Source organism: Ensifer sp. 1H6 (assembly GCF_001976035.1).
Lineage (GTDB): Bacteria > Pseudomonadota > Alphaproteobacteria > Rhizobiales > Rhizobiaceae > Ensifer > Ensifer canadensis.
In genome coordinates, this window is record NZ_MOAI01000025.1 from 1 (window position 1) to 25,831 (window position 25,831).

At 59.1% G+C, this 25,831-nt stretch carries 27 protein-coding genes and 2 pseudogenes; 6 read left to right on the top strand and 23 right to left on the bottom strand.

Features of this window, described 5'->3' with window-relative positions; translation table 11 throughout:
• Nucleotides 1-80: 80 nt before the first annotated feature.
• Nucleotides 81-185: pseudogene (locus tag BKP54_RS36745) on the bottom strand (plasmid stabilization protein); the annotation flags it as partial.
• A 159-nt stretch (nt 186-344) separates the two neighbouring features.
• Between BKP54_RS36745 and BKP54_RS24970 the strand changes: the two are divergent.
• The 3 genes from BKP54_RS24970 to BKP54_RS24980 all read left to right on the top strand — a co-directional run bounded on the left by BKP54_RS24970 (nt 345) and on the right by BKP54_RS24980 (nt 2,049).
• Nucleotides 345-608: a hypothetical protein gene (locus BKP54_RS24970; protein WP_171520275.1), complete on the top strand. Its 264-nt coding sequence runs from the start codon at nt 345-347 to the stop codon at nt 606-608.
• 378 nt (nt 609-986) lie between these two features.
• Nucleotides 987-1,451: a mobile mystery protein A gene (locus tag BKP54_RS24975; RefSeq protein ID WP_025429754.1), complete on the top strand. Its 465-nt coding sequence runs from the start codon at nt 987-989 to the stop codon at nt 1,449-1,451.
• 4 nt (nt 1,452-1,455) lie between these two features.
• Nucleotides 1,456-2,049 (top strand): mobile mystery protein B, encoded by a 594-nt coding sequence (locus BKP54_RS24980; RefSeq protein ID WP_057223480.1) that lies wholly within the window; start codon nt 1,456-1,458, stop codon nt 2,047-2,049.
• 525 nt (nt 2,050-2,574) lie between these two features.
• On the opposite strand, the gene BKP54_RS24985 is transcribed toward BKP54_RS24980, so the two are convergent.
• The 18 genes from BKP54_RS24985 to BKP54_RS25065 all read right to left on the bottom strand — a co-directional run bounded on the left by BKP54_RS24985 (nt 2,575) and on the right by BKP54_RS25065 (nt 20,599).
• Entirely contained in the window at nt 2,575-2,853 is a 279-nt protein-coding gene (locus BKP54_RS24985) for a type IV secretory system conjugative DNA transfer family protein (RefSeq protein ID WP_025429757.1), read from the bottom strand.
• 152 nt (nt 2,854-3,005) lie between these two features.
• The gene (locus BKP54_RS24990; protein ID WP_057223680.1) at nt 3,006-4,163 is read right to left on the bottom strand and encodes an iron-containing alcohol dehydrogenase; all 1,158 of its coding nucleotides are present in this window, start codon (nt 4,161-4,163) and stop codon (nt 3,006-3,008) included.
• A gap of 38 nt (nt 4,164-4,201) precedes the next feature.
• Nucleotides 4,202-4,501 (bottom strand): putative quinol monooxygenase, encoded by a 300-nt coding sequence (locus tag BKP54_RS24995; RefSeq protein ID WP_057213325.1) that lies wholly within the window; start codon nt 4,499-4,501, stop codon nt 4,202-4,204.
• Nucleotides 4,502-4,504: 3 nt separating this feature from the next.
• Nucleotides 4,505-5,110: a glycerol-3-phosphate responsive antiterminator gene (locus BKP54_RS25000; protein WP_198956874.1), complete on the bottom strand. Its 606-nt coding sequence runs from the start codon at nt 5,108-5,110 to the stop codon at nt 4,505-4,507.
• Between the two features lie 4 nt (nt 5,111-5,114).
• Nucleotides 5,115-6,665, bottom strand: a complete 1,551-nt coding sequence (locus BKP54_RS25005) for an FAD-binding oxidoreductase (protein ID WP_025429761.1) — start codon at nt 6,663-6,665, stop codon at nt 5,115-5,117.
• Nucleotides 6,666-6,667: 2 nt separating this feature from the next.
• Entirely contained in the window at nt 6,668-8,347 is a 1,680-nt protein-coding gene (locus BKP54_RS25010; protein WP_084815057.1) for a glycerol-3-phosphate dehydrogenase/oxidase, read from the bottom strand.
• 67 nt (nt 8,348-8,414) lie between these two features.
• Nucleotides 8,415-9,938, bottom strand: coding sequence for an FGGY family carbohydrate kinase (locus tag BKP54_RS25015; protein WP_025429763.1), 1,524 nt, complete (start codon nt 9,936-9,938; stop codon nt 8,415-8,417).
• Nucleotides 9,939-9,952: 14 nt separating this feature from the next.
• Nucleotides 9,953-11,368: an MFS transporter gene (locus BKP54_RS25020; protein WP_057223476.1), complete on the bottom strand. Its 1,416-nt coding sequence runs from the start codon at nt 11,366-11,368 to the stop codon at nt 9,953-9,955.
• Nucleotides 11,369-11,936: 568 nt separating this feature from the next.
• Nucleotides 11,937-13,055 (bottom strand): saccharopine dehydrogenase C-terminal domain-containing protein, encoded by a 1,119-nt coding sequence (locus BKP54_RS25025; protein WP_245317898.1) that lies wholly within the window; start codon nt 13,053-13,055, stop codon nt 11,937-11,939.
• Between the two features lie 15 nt (nt 13,056-13,070).
• Nucleotides 13,071-13,844, bottom strand: a complete 774-nt coding sequence (locus BKP54_RS25030; protein ID WP_081788989.1) for an amino acid ABC transporter ATP-binding protein — start codon at nt 13,842-13,844, stop codon at nt 13,071-13,073.
• 17 nt (nt 13,845-13,861) lie between these two features.
• Nucleotides 13,862-14,527, bottom strand: a complete 666-nt coding sequence (locus tag BKP54_RS25035; protein ID WP_025429808.1) for an amino acid ABC transporter permease — start codon at nt 14,525-14,527, stop codon at nt 13,862-13,864.
• Nucleotides 14,528-14,717: 190 nt separating this feature from the next.
• Entirely contained in the window at nt 14,718-15,635 is a 918-nt protein-coding gene (dapA, locus tag BKP54_RS25040; protein WP_084815059.1) for a 4-hydroxy-tetrahydrodipicolinate synthase, read from the bottom strand.
• Between the two features lie 22 nt (nt 15,636-15,657).
• Nucleotides 15,658-16,401, bottom strand: a complete 744-nt coding sequence (locus BKP54_RS25045) for a dihydrodipicolinate reductase C-terminal domain-containing protein (protein WP_084815060.1) — start codon at nt 16,399-16,401, stop codon at nt 15,658-15,660.
• A 12-nt stretch (nt 16,402-16,413) separates the two neighbouring features.
• Entirely contained in the window at nt 16,414-16,977 is a 564-nt protein-coding gene (locus tag BKP54_RS37165) for an aldehyde dehydrogenase family protein (protein ID WP_280951679.1), read from the bottom strand.
• The gene (locus tag BKP54_RS37170) at nt 16,974-17,810 is read right to left on the bottom strand and encodes an aldehyde dehydrogenase family protein (protein ID WP_280951680.1); all 837 of its coding nucleotides are present in this window, start codon (nt 17,808-17,810) and stop codon (nt 16,974-16,976) included. Before BKP54_RS37170 ends, BKP54_RS37165 begins: the two co-directional genes overlap by 4 nt.
• The gene (locus tag BKP54_RS25055) at nt 17,807-19,183 is read right to left on the bottom strand and encodes an FAD-dependent oxidoreductase (RefSeq protein ID WP_348626760.1); all 1,377 of its coding nucleotides are present in this window, start codon (nt 19,181-19,183) and stop codon (nt 17,807-17,809) included. The genes BKP54_RS37170 and BKP54_RS25055 overlap by 4 nt, the downstream gene beginning before the upstream one ends.
• Nucleotides 19,155-19,412: a 2Fe-2S iron-sulfur cluster-binding protein gene (locus BKP54_RS25060; RefSeq protein WP_084815083.1), complete on the bottom strand. Its 258-nt coding sequence runs from the start codon at nt 19,410-19,412 to the stop codon at nt 19,155-19,157. Before BKP54_RS25060 ends, BKP54_RS25055 begins: the two co-directional genes overlap by 29 nt.
• Before the next feature lie 5 nt (nt 19,413-19,417).
• The gene (locus BKP54_RS25065) at nt 19,418-20,599 is read right to left on the bottom strand and encodes an FAD-dependent oxidoreductase (protein WP_057224560.1); all 1,182 of its coding nucleotides are present in this window, start codon (nt 20,597-20,599) and stop codon (nt 19,418-19,420) included.
• Nucleotides 20,600-20,750: 151 nt separating this feature from the next.
• Between BKP54_RS25065 and BKP54_RS25070 the strand changes: the two genes are divergently transcribed.
• The 3 genes and pseudogenes from BKP54_RS25070 (at nt 20,751) to BKP54_RS25080 (ending at nt 23,908) form a co-directional block, all read left to right on the top strand.
• Nucleotides 20,751-21,680: a LysR family transcriptional regulator gene (locus tag BKP54_RS25070; RefSeq protein ID WP_025429815.1), complete on the top strand. Its 930-nt coding sequence runs from the start codon at nt 20,751-20,753 to the stop codon at nt 21,678-21,680.
• A 146-nt stretch (nt 21,681-21,826) separates the two neighbouring features.
• Entirely contained in the window at nt 21,827-22,651 is an 825-nt protein-coding gene (locus BKP54_RS25075) for a transporter substrate-binding domain-containing protein (RefSeq protein WP_084815062.1), read from the top strand.
• A gap of 326 nt (nt 22,652-22,977) precedes the next feature.
• A pseudogene (locus BKP54_RS25080) lies at nt 22,978-23,908 on the top strand (nucleotidyltransferase and HEPN domain-containing protein).
• 227 nt (nt 23,909-24,135) lie between these two features.
• Here the strand turns inward: BKP54_RS25080 and BKP54_RS35920 are convergent.
• The 4 genes from BKP54_RS35920 to BKP54_RS25095 all read right to left on the bottom strand — a co-directional run bounded on the left by BKP54_RS35920 (nt 24,136) and on the right by BKP54_RS25095 (nt 25,779).
• A complete protein-coding gene (locus BKP54_RS35920) occupies nt 24,136-24,303 on the bottom strand; it encodes a hypothetical protein (RefSeq protein WP_156585501.1) in 168 nt (55 codons plus the stop codon).
• Between the two features lie 24 nt (nt 24,304-24,327).
• Nucleotides 24,328-24,543, bottom strand: a complete 216-nt coding sequence (locus tag BKP54_RS25085) for a hypothetical protein (RefSeq protein ID WP_038578024.1) — start codon at nt 24,541-24,543, stop codon at nt 24,328-24,330.
• Between the two features lie 75 nt (nt 24,544-24,618).
• Nucleotides 24,619-25,368, bottom strand: a complete 750-nt coding sequence (locus BKP54_RS25090) for a helix-turn-helix domain-containing protein (protein WP_084815063.1) — start codon at nt 25,366-25,368, stop codon at nt 24,619-24,621.
• A 33-nt stretch (nt 25,369-25,401) separates the two neighbouring features.
• Nucleotides 25,402-25,779, bottom strand: coding sequence for a hypothetical protein (locus tag BKP54_RS25095; protein ID WP_057206025.1), 378 nt, complete (start codon nt 25,777-25,779; stop codon nt 25,402-25,404).
• Between the last annotated feature and the right edge of the window lie 52 nt (nt 25,780-25,831).

Below are 25,831 nucleotides of genomic sequence, written 5' to 3' on the forward strand. Positions count from 1 at the left end.
GTTGGTCGCCTAACCAAGCTTCAACAGCAGGCGAGGGCACGGGGCCAGGAGCTCCGGCAAAACATTGGTGTCAAGAATAATCACGCGCCAAAATCCGGAGCGTCACGAATCGGGTCGCGTGCAGGTAACTTGAGCTCTACGCCCCCGAGGGGTTCGATACGGGCGCGAATGGCACGCGCCAGATTGGTTGGCCGCTGGCCGGCTGTCAATCAGCATCCAAAATTCACCCCTTATTGGACTGCGCCCCTGAGGGTGGAGATATCGGCTTGGTGAATTGACCTGTGGCCCTCGGCATCGTGGATGGACGCCGACGGTTGTGGCATTTGTGACGAGTGCCTGGCGCCATGACGCAGTCGGCGTCCGAGCTGTCGTCTGCGTTTCTGGTTAAGTTCGAGAAGGCGCTTGCGGAGCTTCCCGAGGGCTACGTGCACGGAATTTTCCAGGGCCGCCGATGGAGGCGAGTGTGGCTGTATGGCGAAGAGCTGGGCGGAGCGGATGTCGTCAGTTTCAACCTCTATGTGCTCTCTGACGCGCGCACCATCCTGAGGCCCTGCGAAATGTCATCGTCGAAGGTTGTCGATTTCGTGCTTGGCTTTGAACGCACCTGAACTGGTGACCTGCTCATCGGCTCCGCGACCTCTCATGACCCGGATGTAGTGATTTCCGACAGGCGTGTCGTTGTAATCGCACCAGTCCTAGAATTGTACCATGCTGCCTCTCCTCAATTCGCGACTAGGTCGCGAACACTTAAAAGTGGCATGCCGGTTTCAGGGCTCGGCGCAAGGTCTCATCGATCACCTCTCTAGCGGCGGTGCTTCTCCAACGACAGCTTGTGCTCGAAACTCGCGGCTGTCTGGACCTAGCTGCTGAGCTATTGCGCATATATTTGTGATCGCTGTAACTCGCGCTGAATACTTTTAAATGCTCAATTCGGATATCCTTGCTCATTTTTATATGCTATTTTCTTCGAAAATGGACATAAATATATGAACAAAAAACAAGCGGCCCTCGCTCGAAAACAGTTGGAACGACGTCTGGCGCCGGTGCGAGACCTAGAGCTCATTTCGCCGCCACGTGGTTGGATGAAGGCCATCCGCGAGGCCCTCGGCATGACTACGCGCCAGCTCGCCATGCGCATGGGTGCCGCTCCGTCCCGCATACCGGCAATCGAGAAGGCTGAAGTTTCGGGAGCGACAACGATCAGGACGCTACGGGAAGCGGCCGCGGCAATGAATTGCACCTTTGTCTACGCTTTCGTGCCGATCAAGCCGCTTGACGATATCCTTCGCGAGCGCGCGGCCGAAAAGGTCGGTGAGGAGATGACGCGACTCGATCATACGATGCGTCTGGAAAACCAGGCGTTGATCAAGTCGGACCTGGAGGACGAACGTCGCCGGCTTATCGACGCTTTGCTTGCAGACGCTGGGCGACGCCTGTGGGAAGAGGATTGACTCTATGGAGGAGGGCCCTCTTTTCCACGACGACGATGAAGCAAATACGCCGCTAACCGCTGAGGAACGGGAACAGCTCATTCCCTCCTACATCACCTTGCGGCACGAATTGAACGAGGCCGAGCAAGTTAACATCGGCGAAGGCTTGCGATGGGCGACGTCGCGAAAAAGGGACCCGCTCGACCAGGAATTCCTCAGTGAGTTGCACCGCCGCATGTTTGGGGACGTTTGGCATTGGGCTGGCCATTACCGGACAACACCTAGAAACATCGGCGTCGATCCCTATCGCATTGCAATGGATGTCAGGCAGGTGGCTGACGACGTGCGCTATTGGGTCGAACACGAGACCTTTCCACCCGACGAGATCGCTGTCCGGTTCAGCCACAGGCTAGTGGTAATCCATCCCTTCCCAAACGGAAACGGCCGATTTTCTCGCCTGGCGGGCGATCTGCTCGGGCGCCAGCTTGGACGACCGCCATTTAGCTGGGGCCGGGCAAATCTGGTCGATGCGGGCAAGACCCGAGCCCATTATGTTGCTGCACTTCGGGCGGCCGATAACCACGATATCGGACCCTTGCTGGAGTTCGCGCGCTCATGAGTTTTTCGAAAATGGTAGGTGAGCTTCTCAAGCTGGAAGCGAGAAAGGACTGACATGAAGACATTCACGCAGTCGCAGTTGCAGGCCATTGTGGATGCGGAGCGCTCCTCCCCCGAGTGAGGGATGGCGACGAAATCACGCATATCAAAAGCGGCCCGCAGCTGGGCTGCGGACCGATCTTCGGACAAGTCCTCAGAGCACGCGAACGTTGCGCGCGCTCCATTGCAATGAGGGCCGGACAAGCCCTTGTTCAAATCGTTGGCCACGCCCCAACGATCAAGTGGAATGACTTGCCGGGCCTAGGCTTGCCGGATCCCGGCCGTTGGCCGCCGCGATGCTGATCCTCCGAAACGAGGCTCTTAACCGGTCAAGCCACGCGCGAACTGGCTCTGGCCGCGAGGCTGCCGGCGCCTGGTGCGTTCTTTTTTGCTGGCCTCTCGAGGACAGCATTCCGGCGATGTCACGGCCGATGATATCTCGGACCTACAAGGAACAAAAGTTGGCGACGCCGGTCTGTCCCGTCATTCATGACGGATCATACGGGCCTGTGATTTCCGGGTCGTCGTAATATCGAAGCTTCTTGGCCCAGGCCGGCCGCTGCCCCTGTCTCAGCAGGATCATCCTGCCTTCCGGTACGCGCATGATCTCATCCGCGTTGATGAGGTCACTAGGCGAGATGTGTTCGGACGACGAGTTCTTGCCTTCGCTCCATGGCCGGGTGATGTAATTGACATCCGTCTTGCCGACCCTGCGCGCGATCAGCTCGGCCGTCTCGATATCGTTGACGCCGAAAACCTGTAGCACGCCAGGTGGCTGACCGTATTCATCTGGTCCAAAATCTCAGGGCGGCGATCAAGGAGAATTTCGGAAGCTCGCGTCAGGAGCTTTGCGACTGCGCATTTTTTCGATCACTTCGCTTCTCGAGAAAATCGAATTTCTAGGCTTCGAAGTAACTGCTAAAAAGCAGCCTCATAGATCGCCAGCGCGTTAGCTTCGGTAACATCTCGAGGGTTGTTCACGAGCAAACGGGTCTGCTTCATCGCCTCGCGCGCAAGCATAGGTAAGGCATGTCTTGGAATGCCCACCTCCCGCAGTGTCCGTGGAATGTTCAGCTCTCTGCCAAGCTGATCGAGCGCATCGATGAAGGCAGTCGCCCGCGTTTCGAAGGGCAGTTGCGCCAAATCAGGGAAAGCGTAAGCCGCAATTTCAGCGTACGCATTTGCCGCCCGCGGAAGATTGAAACGAAGCACATGCGTTAGTACCAATGCGTTGGAGAGCCCGTGAGGTACGTGAAAATGCCCGCCGATTGGATAGGCTAGCGCATGCACGGCAGCGACCGGCGAGTTAGCAAAGGCTTGTCCTGCAAGCAGCGAACCGAGAAGCATCGCGCCGCGTGCCACAGTATTATGACCATTGAATACAGCTTCGCGAATGTGGGCACCAAGCAATTGCAGTGCCTGTTTGGACAGGCCGCTGGAGATCGGATTGTTCGTGGGGGAAGCAGACGCATAGGATTCGATGGCATGCACCATAGCGTCGATGCCAGACGCCGCGGTCACCGTTGGCGGCAGGCCAAGTGTCAGTTCGGCGTCGAGAATCGCAATGTCCGGAAGCAAGAGTGGGGAGACAACTCCCTTCTTTTCAGCTCCGTTGGTCGTTATGATCGCGATCGGCGTAACTTCGGAACCGGTGCCGGCTGTGGTCGGCACAAGAACCAGCGGCATGCGCGGTCCCTTCGCAACGTTTACCCCGAATACCTCGTTGAGCGACTGGCCGGTCTTGGCGACCAGTGACGCCACCTTGGCCACGTCCATCGGCGAGCCCCCTCCGATAGCAATCACGCCGGTTGCCCCCCACGCCGTGATGAAGGCCGCGAGATCCTGGACGTTGCATTCTGGTGGGTCGACAGCGATGTCATCGAAAATAGCGACCTCAATTCCGGCTTTCGCGAACGATGCCAGCGCGGGATCGATGAGGCCAAGGCGGCGCAGCCCCCTGTCAGTCACGAGCACGACACGTGGACCAAGCGTCAGTCCAACAATCTCGGCGATGCGCGCATTGGCGCCCGCCTCAAAAACAATTGATTTGGCGGTATTGAAGACAAAGTTTTTCATGATGGTCATTCCATTCGTGTAGACTTGGTCACTGACCGTCAGCGCGAACACACAAATCCCTTGACGTTTCGTGTCTCGAGCATTGGCACGATCTTCTCCAATGCAATCGTTTGGAAATGCGCGCTGCAGCGGTGAGCGCCGAAGGCAGCTTCATCGACGTATTCTTCGAGAATCGCGAAATGATCGGTGTTCTCCGGCGACCGATAAAACGCGTAGGCGATGTTCCCACTCTCGGCTCGGCTGGCCATCGCCAATTCGTGAAGTCTGGCCTCCACAGCATCGCCACAACCGGGTTTGGAGTGATAGTACGCGATTACCTGATAAAAAGTTTTGGGCATGTCCTACCTTTGGCGACCATGAGGTGGCATCTTCGAACGCTTGAAATTCCAGATCGCCTTGTTACTTGAAGAGACGGCGACCGCACCGCGCGATAGAGCGGTCTCGACGTCGGCCTCGTTACAGACGAAGCCGGATGCTACGATCGGCGGCAGCTTCCGCTTCTCATCCATCCCTAAGTAGTCGAGCATCGGCGAGGGCATCAGCTGCACCAGGTTGGGGGCGCTTTGCGCAATCGCTTTAACACTACGAGGCCAGGTGGAGCGGTCTGTCACAAAGACCTTTTGCATGGTGAGAAGGCCGCATTGCGCAGCCTTCTGGATTGTTGGGACGCGGGTCGAAAGCAAAATCGAAATGCCTATGTCGGCAAGGAATTCGATGGCTCCTTTGTCCTGTGACAGGCCCTCGCAACTGTCGATGTTCAGAACGATCAGCTTGTTGCTTTTCTTAAGCGCACTCAGCACCTCCGCAACATGTCGCAAAGCGATGTTGGCGACGATGCCTACCTCCGCCTTGCTGTCCAGAAAAGCCTGAACATTATCGACACCATATAGCGTTGCCATGACTGGCGCCCGCAAAAGCCGCTCGCCGATCGTCCTGTCCAATGTCATTCCGTTAATTCCCGTCTCTTGGCATGTCGAGCGAAAGTCCGAGCTTGCCGGGGTTGAGCAGATTGTCCGGATCGAGTGCCTGCTTCACGGTCTCCAGTAGCGGAAATGCTGATCCCAATGCGTCCTTCATATAGGGCGCTCGCAGCATCCCAACGCCGTGATGATGGCTCAATGCCGCACCATATTTGATGAGTACAGCGTTGGCAGCATCCCATGCAGCTCGATACCACTCGGCTCGTTTTTCCACGTCCACGTCGCCGCGCAGCGAAAAGTAGAGGCAGGCACCATCGACATAGGCATGCGACTGGTGCGCCGAACCAGCAAGTGTGCCCGGGACTGCGTTAATGGCGGCAACAACCTCGTCGTAGATTGCGGGAAGATCACGCCAGCAGCCGGTCATTTCCAGCGTATCTGCAACAAAGCCTCGGCTGCGCTTGAAGCCCTCGGCGCTCTTGCCGGTGAGATAACGCGTATCGAGCCACTTCTCGAAGATAGTATCGCCATCGAGCTTGTCACCGAGTTCGGCGCACACTTTTTCGCTGATCGCCATCACGGCATCGACCATTTCCTTCGCGCCTTCATCGGCAATCAGCAGCACGTTGCTTTCCGGCAAACCGAACTGCACACCGCTTTCCAGCTCGTCATAAAGACGCAACGCTGCCGGATTGGCGCCGCCCTGCATGATACGGCGGCAGGCTTCCAGACCGATGGCAAAGCTCTTGAAGCCAAATGCGATGGCGCGGGCATAGTCCGGCAGGCGATGCAGTTTCAGGCGCGCCCTTACGATGATGCCGAGCGTGCCTTCCGAACCGATGAAGAGCTGCTGCAGATCCGGCCCGACGGCCGCGCGGGCATAGTTTCCGACGGTCACCAGCGAACCGTCGGCCAGCACGACTTCCATGCCGTAGACCATGTCTTCAATCTTGCCGTAGCGAGTGGAAAGCTGGCCCGCGCCGCGGCAGGCGATCCAGCCTCCGACAGTGCTGATACCGAACGAGGACGGCCAATGTCCCATGGTCATGCCGTAGTCGCGCTGGATGGTTTCCTCAAAAATATCGCCGAACATGCCAGCTTCAACTTCAACGATCTGGCTATCGGGATCGAAGCTTACAAGGCGATTGAGTGCGCAGACATCGAGCACGATGCCGCCGCGCAGAGGCAGGGCCGCGCCCGTGACGTTGGAGCGCCCGGCAGAAACCGTGACCGGCACCTTGGCTTCATGCGCAAGGTGCATGACAGCCTGCACCTGCTCAACCGTCGAAACACGGACGAACACGCCATCAACCGTCGCAGGCTTTCCACTCGTTTCCGCGATCATCGTACGGGCCCACCAGTCCCGAGTGTTCACGACGAGATCATCCCGCTCGGTCATAACCTCGTCTGCAATCTCGCGCAGTTTCTTCACGAGAGCAGCTTCGACTGAAACGGCATTCTGAGCCAGATCGGCCTTGGTGCCAATTTCGGTGATGTTACCGGCATAGTGCGGTTGGGTCGGGGCACCGACGACATAATTTCCGCGATTGTAACCGCGCTTGATGGCTTCCTTGCTGATCATGTTCAGTTCGCTCCTGTGAGAATGGACTTTTCTTTTTCGGTCGCGGCAATATAGGCTGCGACCTGTTGGTCGATTTCGGCCTGGGGAAGACCAAGTTCCTCCCCCAGCAAGGCGCCCACCTTCGCGGCCGCGCGGGCCGAGGCATCGCGTGCCATCAGACGGGCACGCATACGGCGCGAAAGCACGTCGTCGATTGTCCGGGCAAGCTCGTGCCGCGCGGCGTAGACGACTTCGCCGCCGGTATAGGGCAAGCCATTCACAACCGGCTTGGCCAGTTCCGGGCGCGCCGCGATCAGATCGCTCACAAAGCGCGCTTCCGTGCCGTAACGCTCGCCCAGATGCGCCTCCATACCGCCAGACGCCACGATTGCTTGCGCGTCATAGCCGGCAGCGCCCAACAGAAATGCCTTCTTCGTGGTACAGCGGCGGCGGTCGCCGAGAACTCTCGCGGCGGCGTCCACCGTCTGTTCGGCCATATGGCGAGAGGTCGTCAGCTTGCCGCCCACGATCGTGACGAGGCCGTCAGGCGCAACATGCACGGAATGGTCGCGTTTGACGTCCATGGTGCTGCCACCTGATGAAGCGGCCAGCAGCGGGCGGCACCCGGCAATGCTGCCGACGACATCGTCCGGCGTCAGGTCAATATTGAGCGCGCTGCAGGCGCCTTCGATCAGGAAATCGAGTTCGCGACGCGTGCAATGCACGTCGTCAAGATCTCCCTGGTAATCCTCGTCGGTCGTTCCGAGATAGGAGACATTGCCCCAGCGCGTGATTGTCGCACGGCGGCTGCGACCCGGCACCGGCACCGTTACAGTGCAGTCATTGCGAATCTTCAACCACGGGATCGCCACGTGAACGCCTTTGGCTGGGCGCACATGCAACGGCTTTTCGCCGTCCTTGCCAAGCCCCATCCAGTCTCGTAGCCACACCCCCGTCGCCATGATGACGGTCTTTGCGTGCACCCTAATTTCCTTGCCCTCAACGGTGTGAACGATTGCACCGTCGACCCGCCCCGAACTGCGGGTAATCTCGGCGACCTTCGAGTGGTTGAGAACCGTAGCTCCATGGAAGCCGGCAGAGCGGGCAAGCGCCAGCGTCAAGCGTGCATCATCAACGCGGGCATCGAAGTACATGAACCCACCGCGCAGATATTCGTCCTTGAAAGTCGGGCAATGCGCCAGCACTTCGGCGGCGGTCAGCTTCTGGTGCAGAATGCCTTCGCGCCAGCCTCCAGCCAGGTCATATGTCCAGAGTAACCCTTCAAACGCCTTGGCGAAGCGCGCATCGAACACGCCATCCCGTTCAAGAATAGGGAACAGAAAAGGCAAGCGCTGAACCAGATGGCCTGCATTACGCCTGAGGCGCTGGCGTTCAAGCAGAGAATGGCGCACGAGCCCAAGATTACCCTGTTCGATATAGCGCAAGCCGCCATGCACCATCTTGGATGATTTTGACGATGTACCTGATGCAAAATCATCTTTCTCGATCAGCGCGACACGAAAGCCGCGCAGACTTGCATCGAAGGCACAGTAGGCACCGGTCACGCCGCCGCCTACGATCAGAATATCGTAGGTTTCAGCGGCAAGACGGTCTTCCTGTTCCGACCGGTTCAACCTTAGTGGTTCGGTGCGGATCATCCGGGCGCGTTCCTTGTCCGCGCGCCGGGAGCGCAGATTCAGCATTTCAACTCCTGTTGGAGCGCATTCCGAAAAGTGTGATCGTTCCTCGGAAAAATGCGCGTTAAAAAAACTAGCGGTAGTGACCGGATTGAACGCGTGCGACTTCCTCATCCGTAAGGGAATGCCATCGGGCTCGACGGTCCTGTCTTTCCGCTTCGCTGGCCTTGGGGATGAAAAGATTGCCTTCGGGTAGCGTGGCGCGAGCCTCCGCAAGGTCGCTCCAGAGCAATCCCTCGCTGCCAGCCAGAAACGCGGTGCCACGTAGGCTGGCACGATCCTGATCCGCCATGCGCCGCACCGGAACCCCGCTCAGATCAGCCTGTAGCTGCAGCAGCGCATCACTCGAGGAAAGCCCTCCGCCAGCCACTACTTCCCGAACCGGAACGCCTGCTACCTCCGAGCTCGCCTCAGCACAGGAAACAACCGAATGTGCAATGCCCTCCAGAATGGCATGCGCGAGATGCGCCCGGCTGTGGGCCAAAGAAAGCCCGGTCAGCGATGCTCTGCCATCCGGCACGATGTTCGGCTGGCGCAATCCCGTCAGCGTCGGCATAAAGAAGAGACCATCGGAAGACGAAACCGTCGAAGCCAGTTCGCTAACCTCTTTGGCATTCTCGAACCAGCGCATTTCATTGCAAAGCCAGTTGAGCGCCGATCCGGTCGTGGCGGCATAGGTCTCGACCGCGAAATGCGAGAGATTGTCGCTCCGCCAGGCCGTCATGGTGAACGTCGCCTCATAGAGACCGGGATTTTTGGGCGTCTGCTTTCCGATCACAAGATCGACGAAACTGCCCGTACCGTGCACGCACATGGCCAGACCGGCATCGTGGCAGCCAAGACCGACAAGTCCGCCCAACTGGTCGCCGCACGACGCCTTGATCGGCACGCGAATACCCAGGACTTCCTTTCTCGTGTAGCCGAAATCATCGGCGTCCTGCTTCAGTTCAGGCAACAGTTCCACCGGAAAGCCCTGCGCCTCTATCCAGTCGGTGAAATAGCGATGCTCACCGAGGACATAGGCGCCGGCGGATGTGGCGTTGGTCGGTGTTGTGACGGCTTTCCGTTCTTCAGACAGGTTCCAAAGCAGCCAGCTGTCGACAGTGCCGAAGGCAAGCCTTCTTGCCTTCCATGCCTCACGCACGGCGGGCGTCTTTTGCATATGGCGCGCAGCCCATAGATAGATCGCTCGTCCACCAACCGGGCGCCCTGCGAGCGCCACGAGTTTCGCATCCCAGACAGCTCCAAGCGGCTTCAGCTCGTCGGCATAGCGGGAATCCTGCCAGACCATGGCTGGAACCAGCGCCCGGCCGGACTCGGTATCCCACAAAACACCGGTTGCGCGTTGCGTGGCGATTGCTATTGCTGCAATTTCTAGGCCCGTATCTCGAGCCGCGGCAATCGTTTTGCCGCATACGTCGATGGTCTTTTGCAGAAGAACATCAGCGTCCTGCTCCACTACGTTGTGACGCGGCGAAGATACGGCAAGCGTAGTGTAGTTGACGGCGGAGACCGAACCGTCGGCCGCGACAAGCGCGGCCCGGGTTCCGGACGTTCCTTCGTCAATGGCCAGAATGACCTGTCTGCGTCCGTTCACATTCCCCTCCCTTGTTACTTGTCGCCTTCGAACTGTGGTGCATCCGGTTCGGCGTCCGGGCTGACCGTGGTGCGGGTCGGATCCCATTGAATGACCGAGCAGATGATGCAGGCAATCAGCGGAACCACCGAAAGGATCAGGAAGGTCGTGCCGAGACCATAGGTCTCACGGAAGATCGGGAAGACCAGCAAGCCGAGGGCCGCCCCCATGGCGCCAAGCGCACCGATAACGCCGTTGGCACCTGCGCGCAGCTCGCTGCGGAACGACAGCGACGACAGGCTCTTGCCATTTGCGCCTGGACCACCGGAGTGGAAAAGGATGAACAGCGAAGGCACGATGATCGCGAGCCAGATCGGCATAGTGTCGTGGAACATGCCCATGATGACCAGCATGACGAAAACCGCACCAAAGCCGATGGCCGAAGCCTTGCGAAGGCCGAGTACGCGGCCGATGACCGGCGAAGAGAAGCCGCCGATGATGCCGAATACGTTGAACACCAGCGTACCCGTCATGGCATAGAGGAAATCCTTGCCGAAGAGCGCTGCACTGATGAGCGGCAAGTACCAGCCCACGGCAAAATACTGAATCGACTGTCCGATCTGGACGGTCGCGGCAAGAATGGTGCGCGGCAGATAGATGCCACGGAAAATCAGGGCGACATTGGCAATGCCGCGACGGGCCTGATTCAGAACCGGCAAACGGTCTTCGGGCACGGCAGCAATGAAATCACGATGATAGATGCGGGTCATCGCGCGGGCAGCCTCTTCCAGCCGCTCCTTGCGGGCAAGCCAGATCGGGCTTTCAACCATGAACACCAGTTGCAGCATCATGATCGCAAAAGCAAAGACGCCGGTTGCAGCGACGGAATAGCGCCAGATCGAGTCGCCCACGTCCCAGCTGTAAAACAGCATGGCGAGAAGCACATTTGTGCACACGGCGGTGTACCAGATGCCCTGCCAGGTATTGAGGCGACTGCGCAGGCGCGCCGGCGTGAATTCGGCAAGCACAGCCATGGCGATAGCAAAATCGATACCGTAGGCGGCGCCAACAAAGAACCGTCCCAGAAGGATGACTTCATAGGAGTGGGCCGTCATCACCAGTACCGCCCCAATGAGCGCGATCAATTTTGCGAGGATCAGCGGGCGCATGCGGCCCCAGCGGTCGGCCATCCAGCCACCGATCGGATTGAACGCAATCGACACCCACGAGGCGAAGGACGTCATCAGAGCGACCTGCGCCGCATCCAATCCTAGATCGCGTGTCATTGGTCCAAGACCGGCACTCAGGGCAGAATTGGCAAAGGCATCAAGGAACAGGCCACCGAGGGCGAGCCACCAGATAACACCGGCGCGGCCTCGAATACCGTCATTCGCATCAATGTGGGAAATAATATCTGGTACGCCCCTAAGGGCTATCTTGCTTCCGTGCATTACGGCGTCCTCCCAACGTCGCTATGACATCTGCAAGAGGACACTTTGCCAGGAACCAGACACAGTAAGACCATCTTGCAGATAGTCTTACATCTTTAGTCTGCAAGCGGAATAGAACGCGTCTCGATTGCTTTGTCAAGCGACTACAGATTCAGCCAAACAAATTCATGCGTCGACGGATGCTTTCGCCAGTGTGAACGATATGGCGACGATGTTGCCGCAACAAAATCGCATAATGTATCAAGGGGAACGCCCTTGTTCGCGCAGAGCTGGGCCGACCTCGACTTATCGCGCGAAGCGCGAATTCGCGAAAGCGAGCGGACCGAGTGGCGAGGTGCCCGGATGGAGCAAAGCAAATTGCGTAAAATCGCATATCCGACCACGGGTCTCCGCATTGGCTGCAGGATTTCGCGATAAGAGCGTTTCCAATCGCGGCCTCGATAAAGGTTCGTCCAATCGAGTGGGGGCCAGAACAAGAACTGTTCCTGCAGGTCTCGCAAAATCGTGCTTAGCAAGTACCGGCTGGGTTCACGGCCAGCTCTGACGACAGACACGCCATCCTCGCGCGTTAGCTAAAGCCGCATGGTCGCATCAAATAGGCTAGTTGGTCTGCAGCAATGCCGGGGTGTATCAATGGCTTAAGAAACGGACTCGACAGGAGTGTCTCGGTATTGATCTCGTGGTGAGGGACGAAGCCGACGGGCGGAATTTCTCCTCTGTACAACATTGCCAACAACGTTGCGGCATACCCCGTGGCAACCGACGTCAATGCGTTCAATCTGCCTGACACCGGAATTGGCGAAAACCGGTGGCAAACAGTGCGTTCGATCGGCCGTTGCCGCTGATATCCACTTGCCGTCACGACCAGCAAGAGCACGTCGTCTTTGACGATCGGCAAACCGTTGTAAAGGAGTGATCTTAACGCGTCGCGACGATTGCGCAGGCCCAGATCATCGAGAAGGAAACGCATGTAATCGAGATGTCCCGGGTATCGGATCGTCTTGAACGTGACGTTCTTCGGACCCGGATCACCGAAGATCGATAGATCGGCAAGACCACCTGATGTCACGAATTCTTCGTAGCGCACTCCATCGATGCTCAGATGCCCGTAGTTCTCGAGCGGCGATAGCATGACTGCCTTGCCGTCGCGAACGGCCGCACTTGGTTGCGTATATTCATCGATGAGGCCATCGACGTTCCATATTTGCCCATAGCCTATGCGGTTTGTGGAAACCTTTGGTATGGCTCCGACCCGAATTGTCAGATCGGTGACTGGCGCAAAGGCCTCAAGAAGGCCGTAGGCGACATTTCCGATAATGCCTGGCGAGACCCCGCACCCCGTGAAGACGGCTCGGTGTTCGGCCAGAGGAGCCAGAATGGATAGCGTCTCCGGCGTCGCGCAAACGAAATCGAGATAGTGCGTGTCCGAACGAGCCGCAGCCGTTGCGATCTGCGGCACAATGCTTTGCGGGACGGCGGCGACAGCCACATCCTGGTCCGAGAGGATTTTCTGCAACTCTTCGTCATGCGTGTAGGTGCGCAGCTCCGCCGCGATGTTCAGGTCTTCCAACCTATCCAGGGCCTCTTCGGAACGGTCGAGGACCTGTATCGAAAATTCCTCAGGTCCGGCCAAGATCGACGCCAGGGCCGACCCGATATTGCCGGCGCCGACGATGGTCACTTTCATTTTGGGCATGGCACCTTATCCCTTGAACCGCGACACGAACGCTTGCAGCCGTGGATTCTGCGGATTGAGAATGACTTCATCGGACGTGCCGGTCTCGGCAATAACTCCCTGATCGAGAAAGAGAACCCGGTCGGAAACATCAGCCGCGAAGGCCATTTCGTGCGTCACGATCGCCATGGTCATACCCTTGTCGGCAAGATTGCGAATGACCGCGAGAACTTCGCCGACCAATTCCGGGTCGAGCGCACTCGTCACCTCGTCGAGCAGAAGAACTTCCGGCTCCATGGCAAGGGCACGGGCGATGGCAACACGCTGTTTTTGGCCGCCCGAAAGATGGTTGGGATAGGCGGCATGCTTGTCGGCAAGGCCGACCTGGCCGAGAAGGTCCATCGCCAGCTCTCGGGCCTCCCGCGGCGGGCGTTTGCACACGATAATCGGCCCCTCGGTCACATTCTGCAGGACGGTCTTGTGGGGAAACAAGTTGAAGTGCTGGAAAACCATGCCGACATGCCGGCGCAGCTTGCCGATGCCGATCTTTGTGCCCCGGTCGTTGAAACGGTCGCCGACTTGTTGCTGGCGGAAGCGGATCTCGCCGGCAGTCGGCGTCTCCATCATGTTGAGGCACCGGATGAAGGTTGACTTGCCCGACCCGGAAGGGCCGATCAATGCCACGACTTCCCCGCGTGCAAGACTGAGGTCCAGCCCCTTGAGGACCTCAAGAGCTCCGTAGTTTTTTCTGAGGCCGCGGGCCTCGAGGATAGGGTCAGATGTTTGGGAGTTCGCTATCATGTTCGGGCTCTCTTCCTTTAGTCGCTGACCCTGAGGCGTTTTTCGATCCAGTCCGCTGCCTGCGTCAAAGGCAGGAGCATGGCGATGTAGAGTGCGGCCATCACGGTGTAGGATTCGAGCGGACGATAGGTCTGGCCGTTCACGACCGCGGCCATATAGGCGAGATCGGCGACGGAGATGACCGAGACCAGCGAGGTGTTCTTGAACTGAATGACTGACTGGTTGATGAAGGAGGGCAGAACGCGTTTCAGCGCCTGTGGCAGGATGATCCGGCTCATCGACTGCATCGGGCTCATGCCGATCGCGGCGGCTGCCTCTCGCTGCCCCTTGTCGATCGAAACGATGCCGCCGCGGAAGATTTCCGCATAGAACGCACCGACATAGAGCGAGAGCGTCAGCATGGCCGCGACACGATTGTCAACGGAGCCCCCGATCAGCAGCGGGAACGCATAGTAGAACCAGAGCAACTGAACCAAAAGCGGCGTGCACCGGAAGATTTCCTGGTAGGCACGGGCCGTGAGGTTCAGGAGTTTCCAGCCAGACAGCCGTGCCGCGCAGGTTATGAAACCGATGATGACGCCGAAAAAGATCGAACTGAAAGTGTAGACAACGGTGATCCAGAGCCCCCAGAGGAAAAGATCGTAATACTGCCAGACGGAATGAAAGTCCCAGTTATAGCTCATCTCGTTCTCCTGTCTGGCCGCCGCGGATGCGTTGAGTTGCCGCGGTCCAAGTCAGGACACCGGCTATCAAGTGGGCTCGCAAACATAGTGTTCCCCTGGTCTGTGGTGTCGGTTCCTGAGATCGGCAGGGACCGACACGCGATACTCGTCTGTCCATTTCGTAGGGACAATGCAAAGCTGATGGTGAGCCTTACCGCATTTCTTGGAAGGCGGTAGCTGCGGACCCGAAGCGATTGAGAATGCCGGAAAGCTTGTTCCGGTTTGCATCTGAAATGGGAACCATCGGCAATCGCATTTCCGGACCTGCGAGATTGGCGAGCGCAAGAGCAGCTTTGACAGGCCCCGGGTTGGATTCAATGAACATGCCGTCCGTCAGCTCTGCGATCAGTTCGTGAAGCGCCAGCGCCTTGACGGTTTCGCCCGCATGCCAGGCATCGACCATCGCCACCATCTCGCGGGGTGCGATGTTGGCAACGACACTTGTCACCCCCACGGCGCCGAGCGAAAGGAAGGGCAACGTCATGCCGTCGTCACCGGAATGAATGACAAGCCGGTCGCCGCAGGCTGTACGCAGCTGGGTTACCCGAGCCGCCGTGCCGCCGGCCTCCTTGATGGCGACGACATTCTCGTGCTTTTCGACAAGCGTTGCGCAGGTTTCGGGCGCGATTTCCACGCCGCAGCGGCCGGGCACCGAATATAGCATCATCGGCAGTGAGGTTGCTGACGCGGCAGCACCATAATGCGCGATCAGTCCAGCCTGACTCGGCTTGTTGTAGTATGGCGTCACGATCAACACGGCATCTGCGCCTGCGGCCTCTGCACGCTTGATCTTGTCGACCGTCTTGGTCGTGTCGTTGGCGCCGGCGCCGGCCATCACCATGACCTGGCCGGCCGCGATCCGAACAGTGCGAGCGATGACTTCGACGGCTTCGTCATCCGAAAGGGTCGCTGCTTCTCCTGTTGTTCCAACGGGAACGAGGCCGGATACGCCGGCAGCAATCTGTCGTTCAACAAGCGCGTCATACGATGCGTAGTCGACGCCACCGTCCCTAAAGGGGGTAACCAGGGCGGTAAATACGCCTTTGAAGCGATCTGAAAGTGCTGTCATTTCGGTTTCCTCTCTCAAATTGTCAGCCGTTCAAGCTGTCTGCCAAAGTGTATCGGCCACGGGAAACGGCGCTCGAGACCAGCCATTGTGCGGCCGCAATGGCCCCTTCGGCGTAGGCAGCGACCGTGTGCACGCGATAGGAGAACACTGCCTCGGCCGCGCCCATGTCGAAGCGAACTTCGTTGATGCCGACGGTGTCGCCCTCGCGGTTAACCGCGATCGGCGGCTCAGGTGCATCGAAGCCCATGACGCGGCTACGCTCGGCTCGCAACTGTGCCGACAGAAGGCGGGATGTTCCCGAGGGATCGGTTTTCTTGCGGGCGTGGTAGGTTTCCAAGACCGTTATCTCTGCGCCCGGCATCCTGGAGGCAAACGCCAATGCCGATCGCTTGAAGGCTTCAAAGCCACATGCGAAGTTGGCGCTGATCATCATCGGGCGATGCATGCTGCATTTGTCCAGCAGTGCATCGTCTTCTCTTGAGAAGCCCGTTGTCCCGATAACCATGGGAATTGCCTTGGTCCCGATGTCTCGCTGCAGCGCCATGCTTGCAGCAGGCGTGGAGAAGTCGATCATGACGTCGCAATGACTTTTCATCGCTGCTTCGGCGGGACGATACTCGATGCTGCCGCCAGCTACAGGGACCCCGACGAGTCGAGATCCCGGTGACACCAGGGCCGCTGCCAATTCGAGCCCGGGACTTTCAAGAACCGCTTCGACGAGCCGTGTTCCCACCCGTCCAGAGGCTCCAACGATTCCGATGCGCATCGCGGCTGTTCCTCAGTCGATGACCACTTTTTGCTCCGACATCTCCCGAAGGGCGATACGAACGCCCTCACGGCCGAGACCGCTGCGTTTGACGCCGCCGAACGGGACGTGCTCCGCGCGGAAATCGGGGCCTTCGTTGACCATGACACCACCAACCATGAGTTCGCGGGAGAACGTCTTGATTAGCGCATGATCGTTGGTGAAAACGCCGGCCTGCAGGCCAAAGGCTCCTGCGTTGACTTCGGCAATTGCAGCGTTTGGATCGGTGAAGCTGCGGATGGCGATAACAGGACCGAACGTCTCGTCGGCGATAACAGCGGAATTCGGTTCGACGTCAGAGATTACGGTTGGCGAGAAGAGCGTGTTTTCGTGATTGCCGCCGGTCAGCAGCTTCGCGCCACCGGCAACGCTGGCTCGGAGGCGTTGCGCCACCTCCTGGGCCGCCGGCAGGTCGATAACCGTGCCCATGTCTGTGTCGTCGCTGGACGGATCGCCGAACTTGATGGCATCGACGGCGGCGAGGAGGCGTTGTGTGAACACCTGCTCGATGTCTTTATGGAGGTACAGCTTCTTCACGGCTGCGCAACTTTGGCCGGCGATTTCAAAACGATGGCAACCGCAGTTGCGACAGCCTTGTCCAAATCAGCGTCGGGTAGCACGAACAGCGGGTCGTTGCCCCCGAGCTCCATCAGGCAACGGATGAGACCACTGGCATTCTTGAGCGCGAGACCGGCGCGCGGGCCCCCCGTGAAAGAAAGCAGATCAATCGGAGCATGGACTAGCGACAGGGCGCAGTCCGCGCCGCCATGGATGACCTGGAAAAGGTCGCGTGGCCAGTTTGCCTTTTGCGTGAGTTCGAAGAGGCGGGCAGCGGCCAGCGGAGCCTTTGGCGAAGGTTTGGCGACGACCGCGTTGCCGGCGGCAATGGCCGGCCCGAGCTTGTGGCACAAAAGATTGAGCGGGTAGTTGAAAGGCGTAATGGCGCCGATGACCCCAACGGGCTCGTATGTGATTGTGGCAAGACGATCGACACCGCCTTCCACGATCGCGCAATGCAGTGCTTCACCGTCGAGAAATGTTGCCGCATCTCCCGAGAGCTTCAACGTGTTCTGGGCGCGACGCACCTCGTTGCGCGCTTCGCGGATCGTCTTGCCCATTTCCGATGAAATGATCCGGGCCAGGTTCTCTGCGTCCTTGGCAATCTCGGCTGCCAGGGCGTTCAATAGTGCCCGCCGAACCGCAGGCGTGGAGTATCGGAATTCGCGCTGCGCCGTCTTGGCGCGCAAAACAGTGGCGGCGACCTCCGCTCCGGAATGCTCCGCAATCTCGCCGACGATCTGCCCGTTGAAAGGATTACGGACCATGATCGGGCGAGCTGGGGTGGGAGCGATTTTCTGCAGGGACGTCATTTGGAACCTCGTTCGTCGTTCGAATTGTGTTGGGAAATGGCGCGCGTCAAAGCGCCGATGGATACTGGGCGGATGGGCCAGCGCTGGCCCGTCAGATCGTTGGCCGCTGCTGGCGCTTGCGACGGGCTGATGAGGTTCAGCACTTCGGCAACATTTGCGGCGCAGAAGCGCCCTTGGCAGACCCCCATCGAAAATCGGCCGTTGTGTTTCACTTCACGTCCGGAGAGGCCATCGCTCCGTTGTGCAAGCAGCCGGAGATCCCCAATCGTGCGGCCTTCGCAGCGGCACAAGATAGTCTCGTCAGGAAGGGTGGCCAGCGGGGAGGTGGGGTCAACCGGCGCAAACAGCGCTGAGAGCAGGCTCTGAGCGCGACGCTGTTGTGCGATCGCGGCGTCGACGTCCTTGAGTGCGCGCGTTTTACCGGACAATAGGTTCACCACCTGGCGCCCCACGCGCCTGCCATCGGCTTCTGCTGCGATCGCACCGAGCGCTTCCCGGCAGTCGCCAGCCCTCATGATGATTGGTCGGGCGTCCGCCTTCATAGCGACATCGGGAAGGCCGAAGTGGTTTGATCTCACGCCGTCGTGGAGGCCGACACGATCGACTATGATCGTCTGTGATTGACCTCTCCGATCACGCAGCGTCGCCTCCAGGCCCGTGTCGCATCGCCGAACCCCTGTGAGGACACAGCCTCGCAGCCAAGGGGTTCGGTTTGCCGTCATCTCGCACAGATAGGAAAATGCCTCGCTCAGAAGTCTGGGGTAAGCAAACAGGCCAAAGGTGACCAGCGGGTGCCGAATGGGATCGCCCGCTTCAACGACGGCGACTGGCGGGTTTCCCAACTTGGCCATTTGCGCGGCGACTGCGATAAGAAGCGGGCCGCCTCCGGCAAGTAGGATTCTGCCGTTCGGCGGTCGTCCTGTTTCCTTCATCATGACTTGCAACCCGCCGGCGGTGGAAACGCCCGAAAGTTCCCAGCCTGGACGAGGCAGTATCTTTTCGATCGCCCCTGTTGCGATCACGACCGCGTGCGCCTTGAGATGCACGACGGCGCCGTGAAGGCGATCCTCGACGAGGACGAGCCCATCACTGTCGATGCCGAGAAAGACACAGGAGTGGCGCAGTCGAATGCCCGATTGTCGATAGGCGGAAAAAAGGGCCTTCCATCGAGCCCGTGCCGTGCGGGGCTGAGGTACGGCTTCAACGCCGTCGATCGGTTGGCGATATATCGCGCCGCCGACATTCGGTCGCTGCTCGATGATCTCGACTGAGAGGCCAGATCCGCTTGCCTCTAGGGCGGCGGAAACCCCGGCAGCCCCGCCTCCAACAACGATGATGTCCAGATCAGTCAAGGTCCGCCTCCAATCCAACAATCACCATCCCATCCCATGCCGGGGTAAGGCAGGCTTCCGTAGCGACGCCATTGATGCTGACGAGGCAACATTGGCAGGCACCGATGCCGCAAAAATATCGGGTTTCGCGGTCAACGGCGTCGCGGCCGAAGCTCGTGATCCCGGCTGCCTCCAGTGCTGCCGCGACGCTTTCACCTTGGCGAAACGGGATATCCTGCGACATCCAGCGCAACGTTTTGGGACCGTTCATGTCATTCACGCCCATGCGACGGTCTCACTTTTCCCGAACCGTGCAGGGTCGAATGCCGCAAGCGACATATCCGGCGTCTCCCCGCAGACCATCTGCGAAATTGCCTTTCCGGTGATCGGCCCGAGGCAAATGCCGTCGCCCTCGAAGCCGGTCGCGACATAGGCATTTATGAGATGCGGTAATCGCCCGACCAGTGGCAGCCCATCGATCACCGCCGTGCGGACTCCGGCAAAGCTGCGCAGAAGCCTCACATCGGCAAGGCCCGGCACAAGGGCGACGGCATCTCGCAAGATCCGCGATACCGCGTCGATGTCATTGTTGCGGCGGTCCCCATGATCTTCGCGTGTTCCTCCAATCAGGAACTGCCCCGTTTGCAGGGGGTCGATGACAAGCCCCAGTCCCTTCGGGAGTTTGGCTTGTGGGGCATTTTGGCTGCCCTTGCTGAGCAGATATCGCCCTGACATGATCGCCCCGGGCATGGCCGCGTTCAGTGCGCGCGCCCTTTCGGTGATGAGAAGCTGACCCTTGCGTGGGATAAGGGCGTGTTCAATACCGAGCAATCGGGCCGATCCGGTGCCAGCTGCAACGACCACTGCGTCGGCTCTGACGTCGCCTTTCGCCGTGGCGACACCCTCGACACGGCTGCCGTCACTCGCAAGAAGCAGGCTCTCAACAGCGTGGCCTCGGTGAACAACGACACCGGCAGCTGTGAGGAAGCGGTGCACGATTTGATAGCCGATCGCGTGACCCTCATCATGCACCTCGACGATCATCAACGCGTCCGGCGACAGTACGGGAAATCGATTGCGGGCAGCCTGCGGGGCAAGTGTCGCCGTCCGCACGCCAGCACCTGCAAGTGCCTTCGAGTGGGCTTCAAGGACATCGCACTCCGCCTTGGAGGTTGCGACGATGAAGGTCGATCGGCTTTTGAAGCAATCTGCAAACAGACCGTCTCGCGCCAGCTGGCGATAGAGCGCGATGCCGCAAAGCGCTGCCTCCATCATCGGACCGGGGCGTTTGCTCGCCACGGAAACCGCACCGTCGGCTGCTCCCGTGGCCTGCGATGCCGGAACATCCGCATCGAACAGGTCGACCCTCACTCCGCGGCGCGCAAGAAAATAGGCCGCCGCCGCACCGACGATTCCGGAACCGGCTATGACGACGGAAGATGGCTGTGCAAATGGCATCGTTGTTGAACCGGCACTGTTTCTAACTCGCCCTATGTTGCGGGCTGCCGGCGGCTGGCGTCGATACAAGAAGACGCCGTTGCTTGTTCACGAAATTTGTATCGGCTACTAACGAAGGGCCCCTTAATCCTCAGGGCGGGGGAATACAGTTATGGCCAAAATCAGCCTCACGCTCATCCAGACGTTCTACCAGGTCGCCAGATACGGGTCATATTCCGGTGCGGCGCGGGAGCTTAACTTGAGCTATCAGTCGGCCTCGAACCATGTTCGACGGTTGGAGCAATTGCTCAACGGAAAGCTCATAGATTCCGAGCAGGGTGCTAAGCGGATCACGCTGACCCCGAGGGGGCGCGCACTGTACAACCTGCTGCATCCCGAGCTGGACATCATGCTGGAGCGGCTGAGCAAGCTGATCGAGAGCCAACGGTCATCGCTGCGTGTGGGAATGCCGCAAGCAATTTTCTTCTACCTTTTTCCAAAGGTGCTTTCGAAATTTCGCGAGAGTTTTCCAGACATGGAGTTCGCAGTCTATGAACGCGATACGGTCTTGGCGGAGCTTGTCAAGAACGGAAGCCTGGATGTGTGTATTTCGGAGCGGTACTTCGGTGACCCGGTCGTGCCGCAGCGGCTGTTGGGCAGCTATCACCTCAGCCTTGTCTATCCTTGTCAATGGGGAGCGCCACCGGAGCAGAAGGACATCCCGTTATGGGCGAAGGATCGGCCGTTCATCACCTATGAGCCGGGTCAGACTTTGCGCAATCTTGCGGTCGACTTCCTCGGTCGCGATGGAGCCGTCGTCCAGCCCGTGATCTCTACCTCGGGAAGTTCCAGCGTGAAACGCTGCGTCGAGGAGGGTATGGGCTTTTCAATCATCCCGTCCTGGTGCGTCCTGCCGGAAGACAAAACCATCGTCAGCACGAAGCTGGCAAACCTGCCGGAGGTCCGCGTGTACTTCGGTAGTGCAGGCTTTCTGCAAAAGCATCCGGCGGTACAGCAGCTTTTTGAGGAATGTCAGTCAGAGCTGGTCGGCCCCGTCCTGGATCCTCCGCGCAGCGGCGAACTCACTCCTGCAGCGCCGTAAACCGGCAACCTACAAAAAATGGGATAAGCGTGGTCGATTCTCTAGCATTGTTCCCGGCTGACTGCGCGGTAACCTGCTCGCGGTCGCAAGGACCAAAGAAGGCGCATGACTGATAAAATCAAACAGGGGAATATGGAGAACCGAGAATGAATGTTATTGCGAAAATCTGTAGTTGCGCCGCCGTCGCCCTGTCATTGCTGGGAACGACGGCGTCTGCTGGTACGATCGAGGATATAAGGGCGCGTGGTGCTCTTCGTATCCCCGCGATCCTCAATGAAGTTCCCTATTTCAACAAGGATCCGCGCACAGGAGAGTGGCAAGGATTTGTCATTGATATGGCCACCGACATCGCCAGAACGCTTGATGTGAAGCTTGAAGTGGTCGAGTCGAGTTGGTCGAATGCAATCCTCGATGTGCAAAGCGGCAAGGTCGATATGGCTTTTGCAGTCACCGCAACCCCTGTGAGGGCGATGTCCGTGTCGTTCTCCGATCCGACCTACTACAACAGCTTTGTGGTCGTGTCGTCCAAGGATGAAGTCAATAACAAGACCTGGAGCGAACTGAACGATCCGAAATACACCTTCGCCGTCGACCTCGGTTCGGCTCAGGACTTGATTACGCAACAGTATCTGCCGAAGGCAAACATCCTTCGCTTCAAGACGCGTGACGAGGCGATCGTCGCAGTGACGACGGGCAAAGCCGACGGTCTCGTCAATACGATGCTGAATGGCCTTGTAATTTCAAAGAAGGCCCCGGCAGTTGGAAGCGTCAAGGTGCCAACCCCGGTTCTGGCCACGCCCTCGGTCATCGCGCTTAACTACGGTTCCGACGAGACCTTCAAGTCCTTTGTGTCTGCCTGGGCAGAGTACAACCGCCGCATCGGCAACAATCAGACATGGATCGTCAAGAGCCTTGAGCCTTTTGGCATTGCCCTTGAAGATATGCCAGTCGGTTTCGGCTTCGGCGGCTGACGACGGTGACCCTGCTCAGTTACACCAGTACTGAGCAGGGTTTTGAGTTGGTGGGTCGATTGCGAGCGACGGTGCAAAATTCGTCCATGTCAAGTGCTGACCGCCGATTGTGAAGCTAATGCGAAGAAATCATTACGGTTGCTTCGTTGAATTCGCCGGCACTTTTGGGCAAGTTATCACCAACTTGACCGACGGATCCCCACGCGAAGGACTGACTGTTTGTTGATGACGGCGGGAACTCGACCCGTCTGGGTTGCGCACTACGTTTGACCGGCTAAAATCGGGTGGGCCCATCGCCCGCGAAGCGAAAGTTCTTTCCGACAATGATGAAATCCAGCCTCGATCACTTGCCTGATGCCAAGAGGCGGGAACTCGCGCGTGCGGTCGAAATCCTGCGCGAAGAGTTCGAGGATGCGTTGAGGGAGGGCACGGCGGAGTTCAAGAAAAAGGGGCGGATCCTCAAGGTCATTCTCTTTGGCAGTCATGCGCGCGGCGATTGGGTGGATGAGGAGCACATTGGCAAAGGCTATCGCTCCGATTACGACCTGCTGGTGATCGTCAACAATCGAAAGCTGACGGATTTCACCGCATACTGGAACAACGCTTCTGACCGGCTTCTGAACGACCGCATCCTGAAGGGCATGCAGGTGTCCTTCCTCGTGCATTCTCGCCGTGAGGTGAACGAGGAGCTCAGGCGCGGAAAGGACTTCTTCTGCGACATTCGCCAGCAAGGCATTGTGCTTTACGAGCTCGATAGTGAGCCGCTGGTGGAACCGAGGCCGATCAGCCTTGAACAGCAGTTCAAGATCGCACGCGAACATTATGAAAGCCGACTTCCGCATGCCATAGGCTTCCTCAAGGTTGCGCGGTTTTGCATATCCGAAGGCGACGTCGCCCTCGCTGCGTTCCAGCTCCATCAAGCGATCGAGCATGCCTACTCAACTGTGCTTCTCGTGCTGAAAAACTACGGTCCACCGACGCACAACCTGCGGTCCCTGCGCGGTTTTGCCGAAGATCTGGACCGGCGGCTCGCAGACGCCTGGCCACAAGACCGGCAGCGCTATTCGGCCTGGTTCAAATACAATCAATGAGGCCTATGTGAAGGCGCGGTACTCCAAGCATTACCAGATAAGCGAAGAGGCGCTTTCTTTCCTGATTGAGCGTACGCAGGTTCTTCACGGGCTGGTAAAAGCGGTCTGCGAAAGTCATCTGATCACGCTGGATGGTGAAATCGCCGAGGAAAAGTCAGGGCGTTGATCCGTTGTCGGCTTTTGGGTCTGGAAGCAGACATGCAGCGTTTGACATGAAGGGCGGCCGCAAGTGGGTAGAGCCGGCCCTGAGTGTCCCCTCGATGGAAGTGTTTTGCCTCGGGTTCGTGGCAAACCACTTCGATGTTGTGCCCGCCCGGACCAATGACATGTCTCTCAGCCATAATGGCAAGCCCCCCCTCGAGCAACTGCGGCTGTCGCCAAAGAGGAGACAATTTATCGCTTCGCCGTGGCGTCCGTTGCGGATGCATGCGCATGAGCCGAAAGTACGGTCTCGATGATCACGCCCGCCAGGTGCGTGTCGAGCAGCGAATTCCACGCCCCCGGCGCGCCGAATTGGTCGCAATCCACGATGATGTCGCGTGTCTTTCTCGCAACAGCCACAGGCTCTCATGCGATCGGCGCCCGCTAGCCTGTGGTGATCAGGATCAGGAGTACGAAGACCGTCGGCACCAACGCGAGCGCCGGAATGATGATGGCAGGATAACCGAAGGCAATGATCGCCAGCAGCCAGATCAGCATACAGTTGATGAGGAACAGCACCTTGGCGGTGCCGGAGCCGTGCGCCGCTTCCTTGAGCATCCAGCCGAACACCGGCACGTGATAGACCATTTTCGCAATCATTGTTTTCAAGCCTTTCTTTCGGGGCGGGCGCGAAGCCCGCTGTGATCTTTTGGAATAGCTGGTTTTGCGCGAGTGTCAGTCTCTGCGCACCAGCCCTGCCATCGTCCGCAAGTGCAGTTCTTCGAGGATGCGCACCGTCTTCGGGTGGCTGAAGTCGATCAGGCCGTCGCGCTTGAAACGGTTGAGGCAGCGGCTGACGGTCTCGACCGTCAGGCCCAGCCAGTCAGCCAGGTCGGCACGCGAGAGATAGAGGTTGAAGCTGAACCGGGCGGCGCTTCCGGCGCGACCGCGCCATGCGAACTGGTCGGCAAGATCGACGAGCGCCGTGGCAACCTTCTCCGTCGCTGTCTTACGTCCGAGCAGGGTTGCGTGTGCCTGCATCCGGTGCAGCGTCGCCTTAAGTTCGGCGGCGACAGCCGGCCCGTGGTCGCCGTCTTCGACCTGGCTGGCGGCGAGCGTCTCTATCCGGGCGAAGGTCAATGTTTCGGCGGTGGCGATATTGCGGCCGTCATGGGTGAAGCCGAAGAGCCGTCCCGGGCCGAGTACGTCAGTGATCTGGCGACGGCCGTCGTCGAGCAATTGCGACAGCGCGACACAGCCGTCGACGACGCGATAGAGATGGCGGTTTCGCCCTCCCTGGAAGAGCAGAGTGGCGTGCTCTCCTACCAGTCGCTGCCGGTTGGGGGAGAGCTTGGTCGTCGAAAAGGCCGCCGTTGGCGGGGGCGGAAGTGTTGTTTCCGCGAAAGTGATCGTATCGGGCATGGTGGCGATCCGTCTTGCGATCTCGTCGGCATCGTCGCTGAGCGACGCGTCGGAGATCGACATCAGCGTTCAGTCACGATCGGTCGTGACAGGGGCTCAGGCGTGGGAGCTCGATGCTGGCGGCCCGCGTGGGCTGGCATTGGGCGGGAGCTGTGACCTCGCGGATGCAATCGGCTGTTCCGGCGGCAGCACCGTCTCGGACTTGCGCACGATGGTGCGCGCGGCATCGGCCGGTGCGGGCAAGTGAGCCCAGAAGATGCGACAGGCGCCGCAGAAGTGGCTGTGGGACAGTTGTTTGCCGTTGCCGTCGTCGTCGGCGGCTGTGGGCAGGCAGAGGTCGGGCAGTGAGCCGTCGGGCAGCGCGAACTGTGCCCGCTCCGTCGCGGAAAGCGCCGTTGCCCCTGCGGGCGCCTGGTGCGCGAAGCCGAGAAGCAGCACGGCCATCGCGCAAAACATGCGCATGACCTGCTGCATTCTGATCCTCGTGCGAGGCTTCATTCGGTTTGCCTATCCCTGTGCCAATCTG

Bases quoted from the DNA above. Each gene is read 5' to 3' on its own strand.
- BKP54_RS24970 (WP_171520275.1), top strand. From the start codon at position 345: ATGACGCAGTCGGCGTCCGAGCTGTCGTCTGCGTTTCTGGTTAAGTTC.
- BKP54_RS24975 (WP_025429754.1), top strand. From the start codon at position 987: ATGAACAAAAAACAAGCGGCCCTCGCTCGAAAACAGTTGGAACGACGT.
- BKP54_RS24980 (WP_057223480.1), top strand. From the start codon at position 1,456: ATGGAGGAGGGCCCTCTTTTCCACGACGACGATGAAGCAAATACGCCG.
- BKP54_RS24990 (WP_057223680.1), bottom strand. From the start codon at position 4,163: ATGAAAAACTTTGTCTTCAATACCGCCAAATCAATTGTTTTTGAGGCG.
- BKP54_RS24995 (WP_057213325.1), bottom strand. From the start codon at position 4,501: ATGCCCAAAACTTTTTATCAGGTAATCGCGTACTATCACTCCAAACCC.
- BKP54_RS25000 (WP_198956874.1), bottom strand. From the start codon at position 5,110: ATGACATTGGACAGGACGATCGGCGAGCGGCTTTTGCGGGCGCCAGTC.
- BKP54_RS25005 (WP_025429761.1), bottom strand. From the start codon at position 6,665: ATGATCAGCAAGGAAGCCATCAAGCGCGGTTACAATCGCGGAAATTAT.
- BKP54_RS25010 (WP_084815057.1), bottom strand. From the start codon at position 8,347: ATGCTGAATCTGCGCTCCCGGCGCGCGGACAAGGAACGCGCCCGGATG.
- BKP54_RS25020 (WP_057223476.1), bottom strand. From the start codon at position 11,368: ATGCACGGAAGCAAGATAGCCCTTAGGGGCGTACCAGATATTATTTCC.
- BKP54_RS25025 (WP_245317898.1), bottom strand. From the start codon at position 13,055: ATGAAAGTGACCATCGTCGGCGCCGGCAATATCGGGTCGGCCCTGGCG.
- BKP54_RS25030 (WP_081788989.1), bottom strand. From the start codon at position 13,844: ATGATAGCGAACTCCCAAACATCTGACCCTATCCTCGAGGCCCGCGGC.
- BKP54_RS25035 (WP_025429808.1), bottom strand. From the start codon at position 14,527: ATGAGCTATAACTGGGACTTTCATTCCGTCTGGCAGTATTACGATCTT.
- dapA (WP_084815059.1), bottom strand. From the start codon at position 15,635: ATGACAGCACTTTCAGATCGCTTCAAAGGCGTATTTACCGCCCTGGTT.
- BKP54_RS25045 (WP_084815060.1), bottom strand. From the start codon at position 16,401: ATGCGCATCGGAATCGTTGGAGCCTCTGGACGGGTGGGAACACGGCTC.
- BKP54_RS37170 (WP_280951680.1), bottom strand. From the start codon at position 17,810: ATGACGTCCCTGCAGAAAATCGCTCCCACCCCAGCTCGCCCGATCATG.
- BKP54_RS25060 (WP_084815083.1), bottom strand. From the start codon at position 19,412: ATGAACGGTCCCAAAACGTTGCGCTGGATGTCGCAGGATATCCCGTTT.
- BKP54_RS25065 (WP_057224560.1), bottom strand. From the start codon at position 20,599: ATGCCATTTGCACAGCCATCTTCCGTCGTCATAGCCGGTTCCGGAATC.
- BKP54_RS25070 (WP_025429815.1), top strand. From the start codon at position 20,751: ATGGCCAAAATCAGCCTCACGCTCATCCAGACGTTCTACCAGGTCGCC.
- BKP54_RS25075 (WP_084815062.1), top strand. From the start codon at position 21,827: ATGAATGTTATTGCGAAAATCTGTAGTTGCGCCGCCGTCGCCCTGTCA.
- BKP54_RS25085 (WP_038578024.1), bottom strand. From the start codon at position 24,543: ATGATTGCGAAAATGGTCTATCACGTGCCGGTGTTCGGCTGGATGCTC.
- BKP54_RS25090 (WP_084815063.1), bottom strand. From the start codon at position 25,368: ATGTCGATCTCCGACGCGTCGCTCAGCGACGATGCCGACGAGATCGCA.
- BKP54_RS25095 (WP_057206025.1), bottom strand. From the start codon at position 25,779: ATGCAGCAGGTCATGCGCATGTTTTGCGCGATGGCCGTGCTGCTTCTC.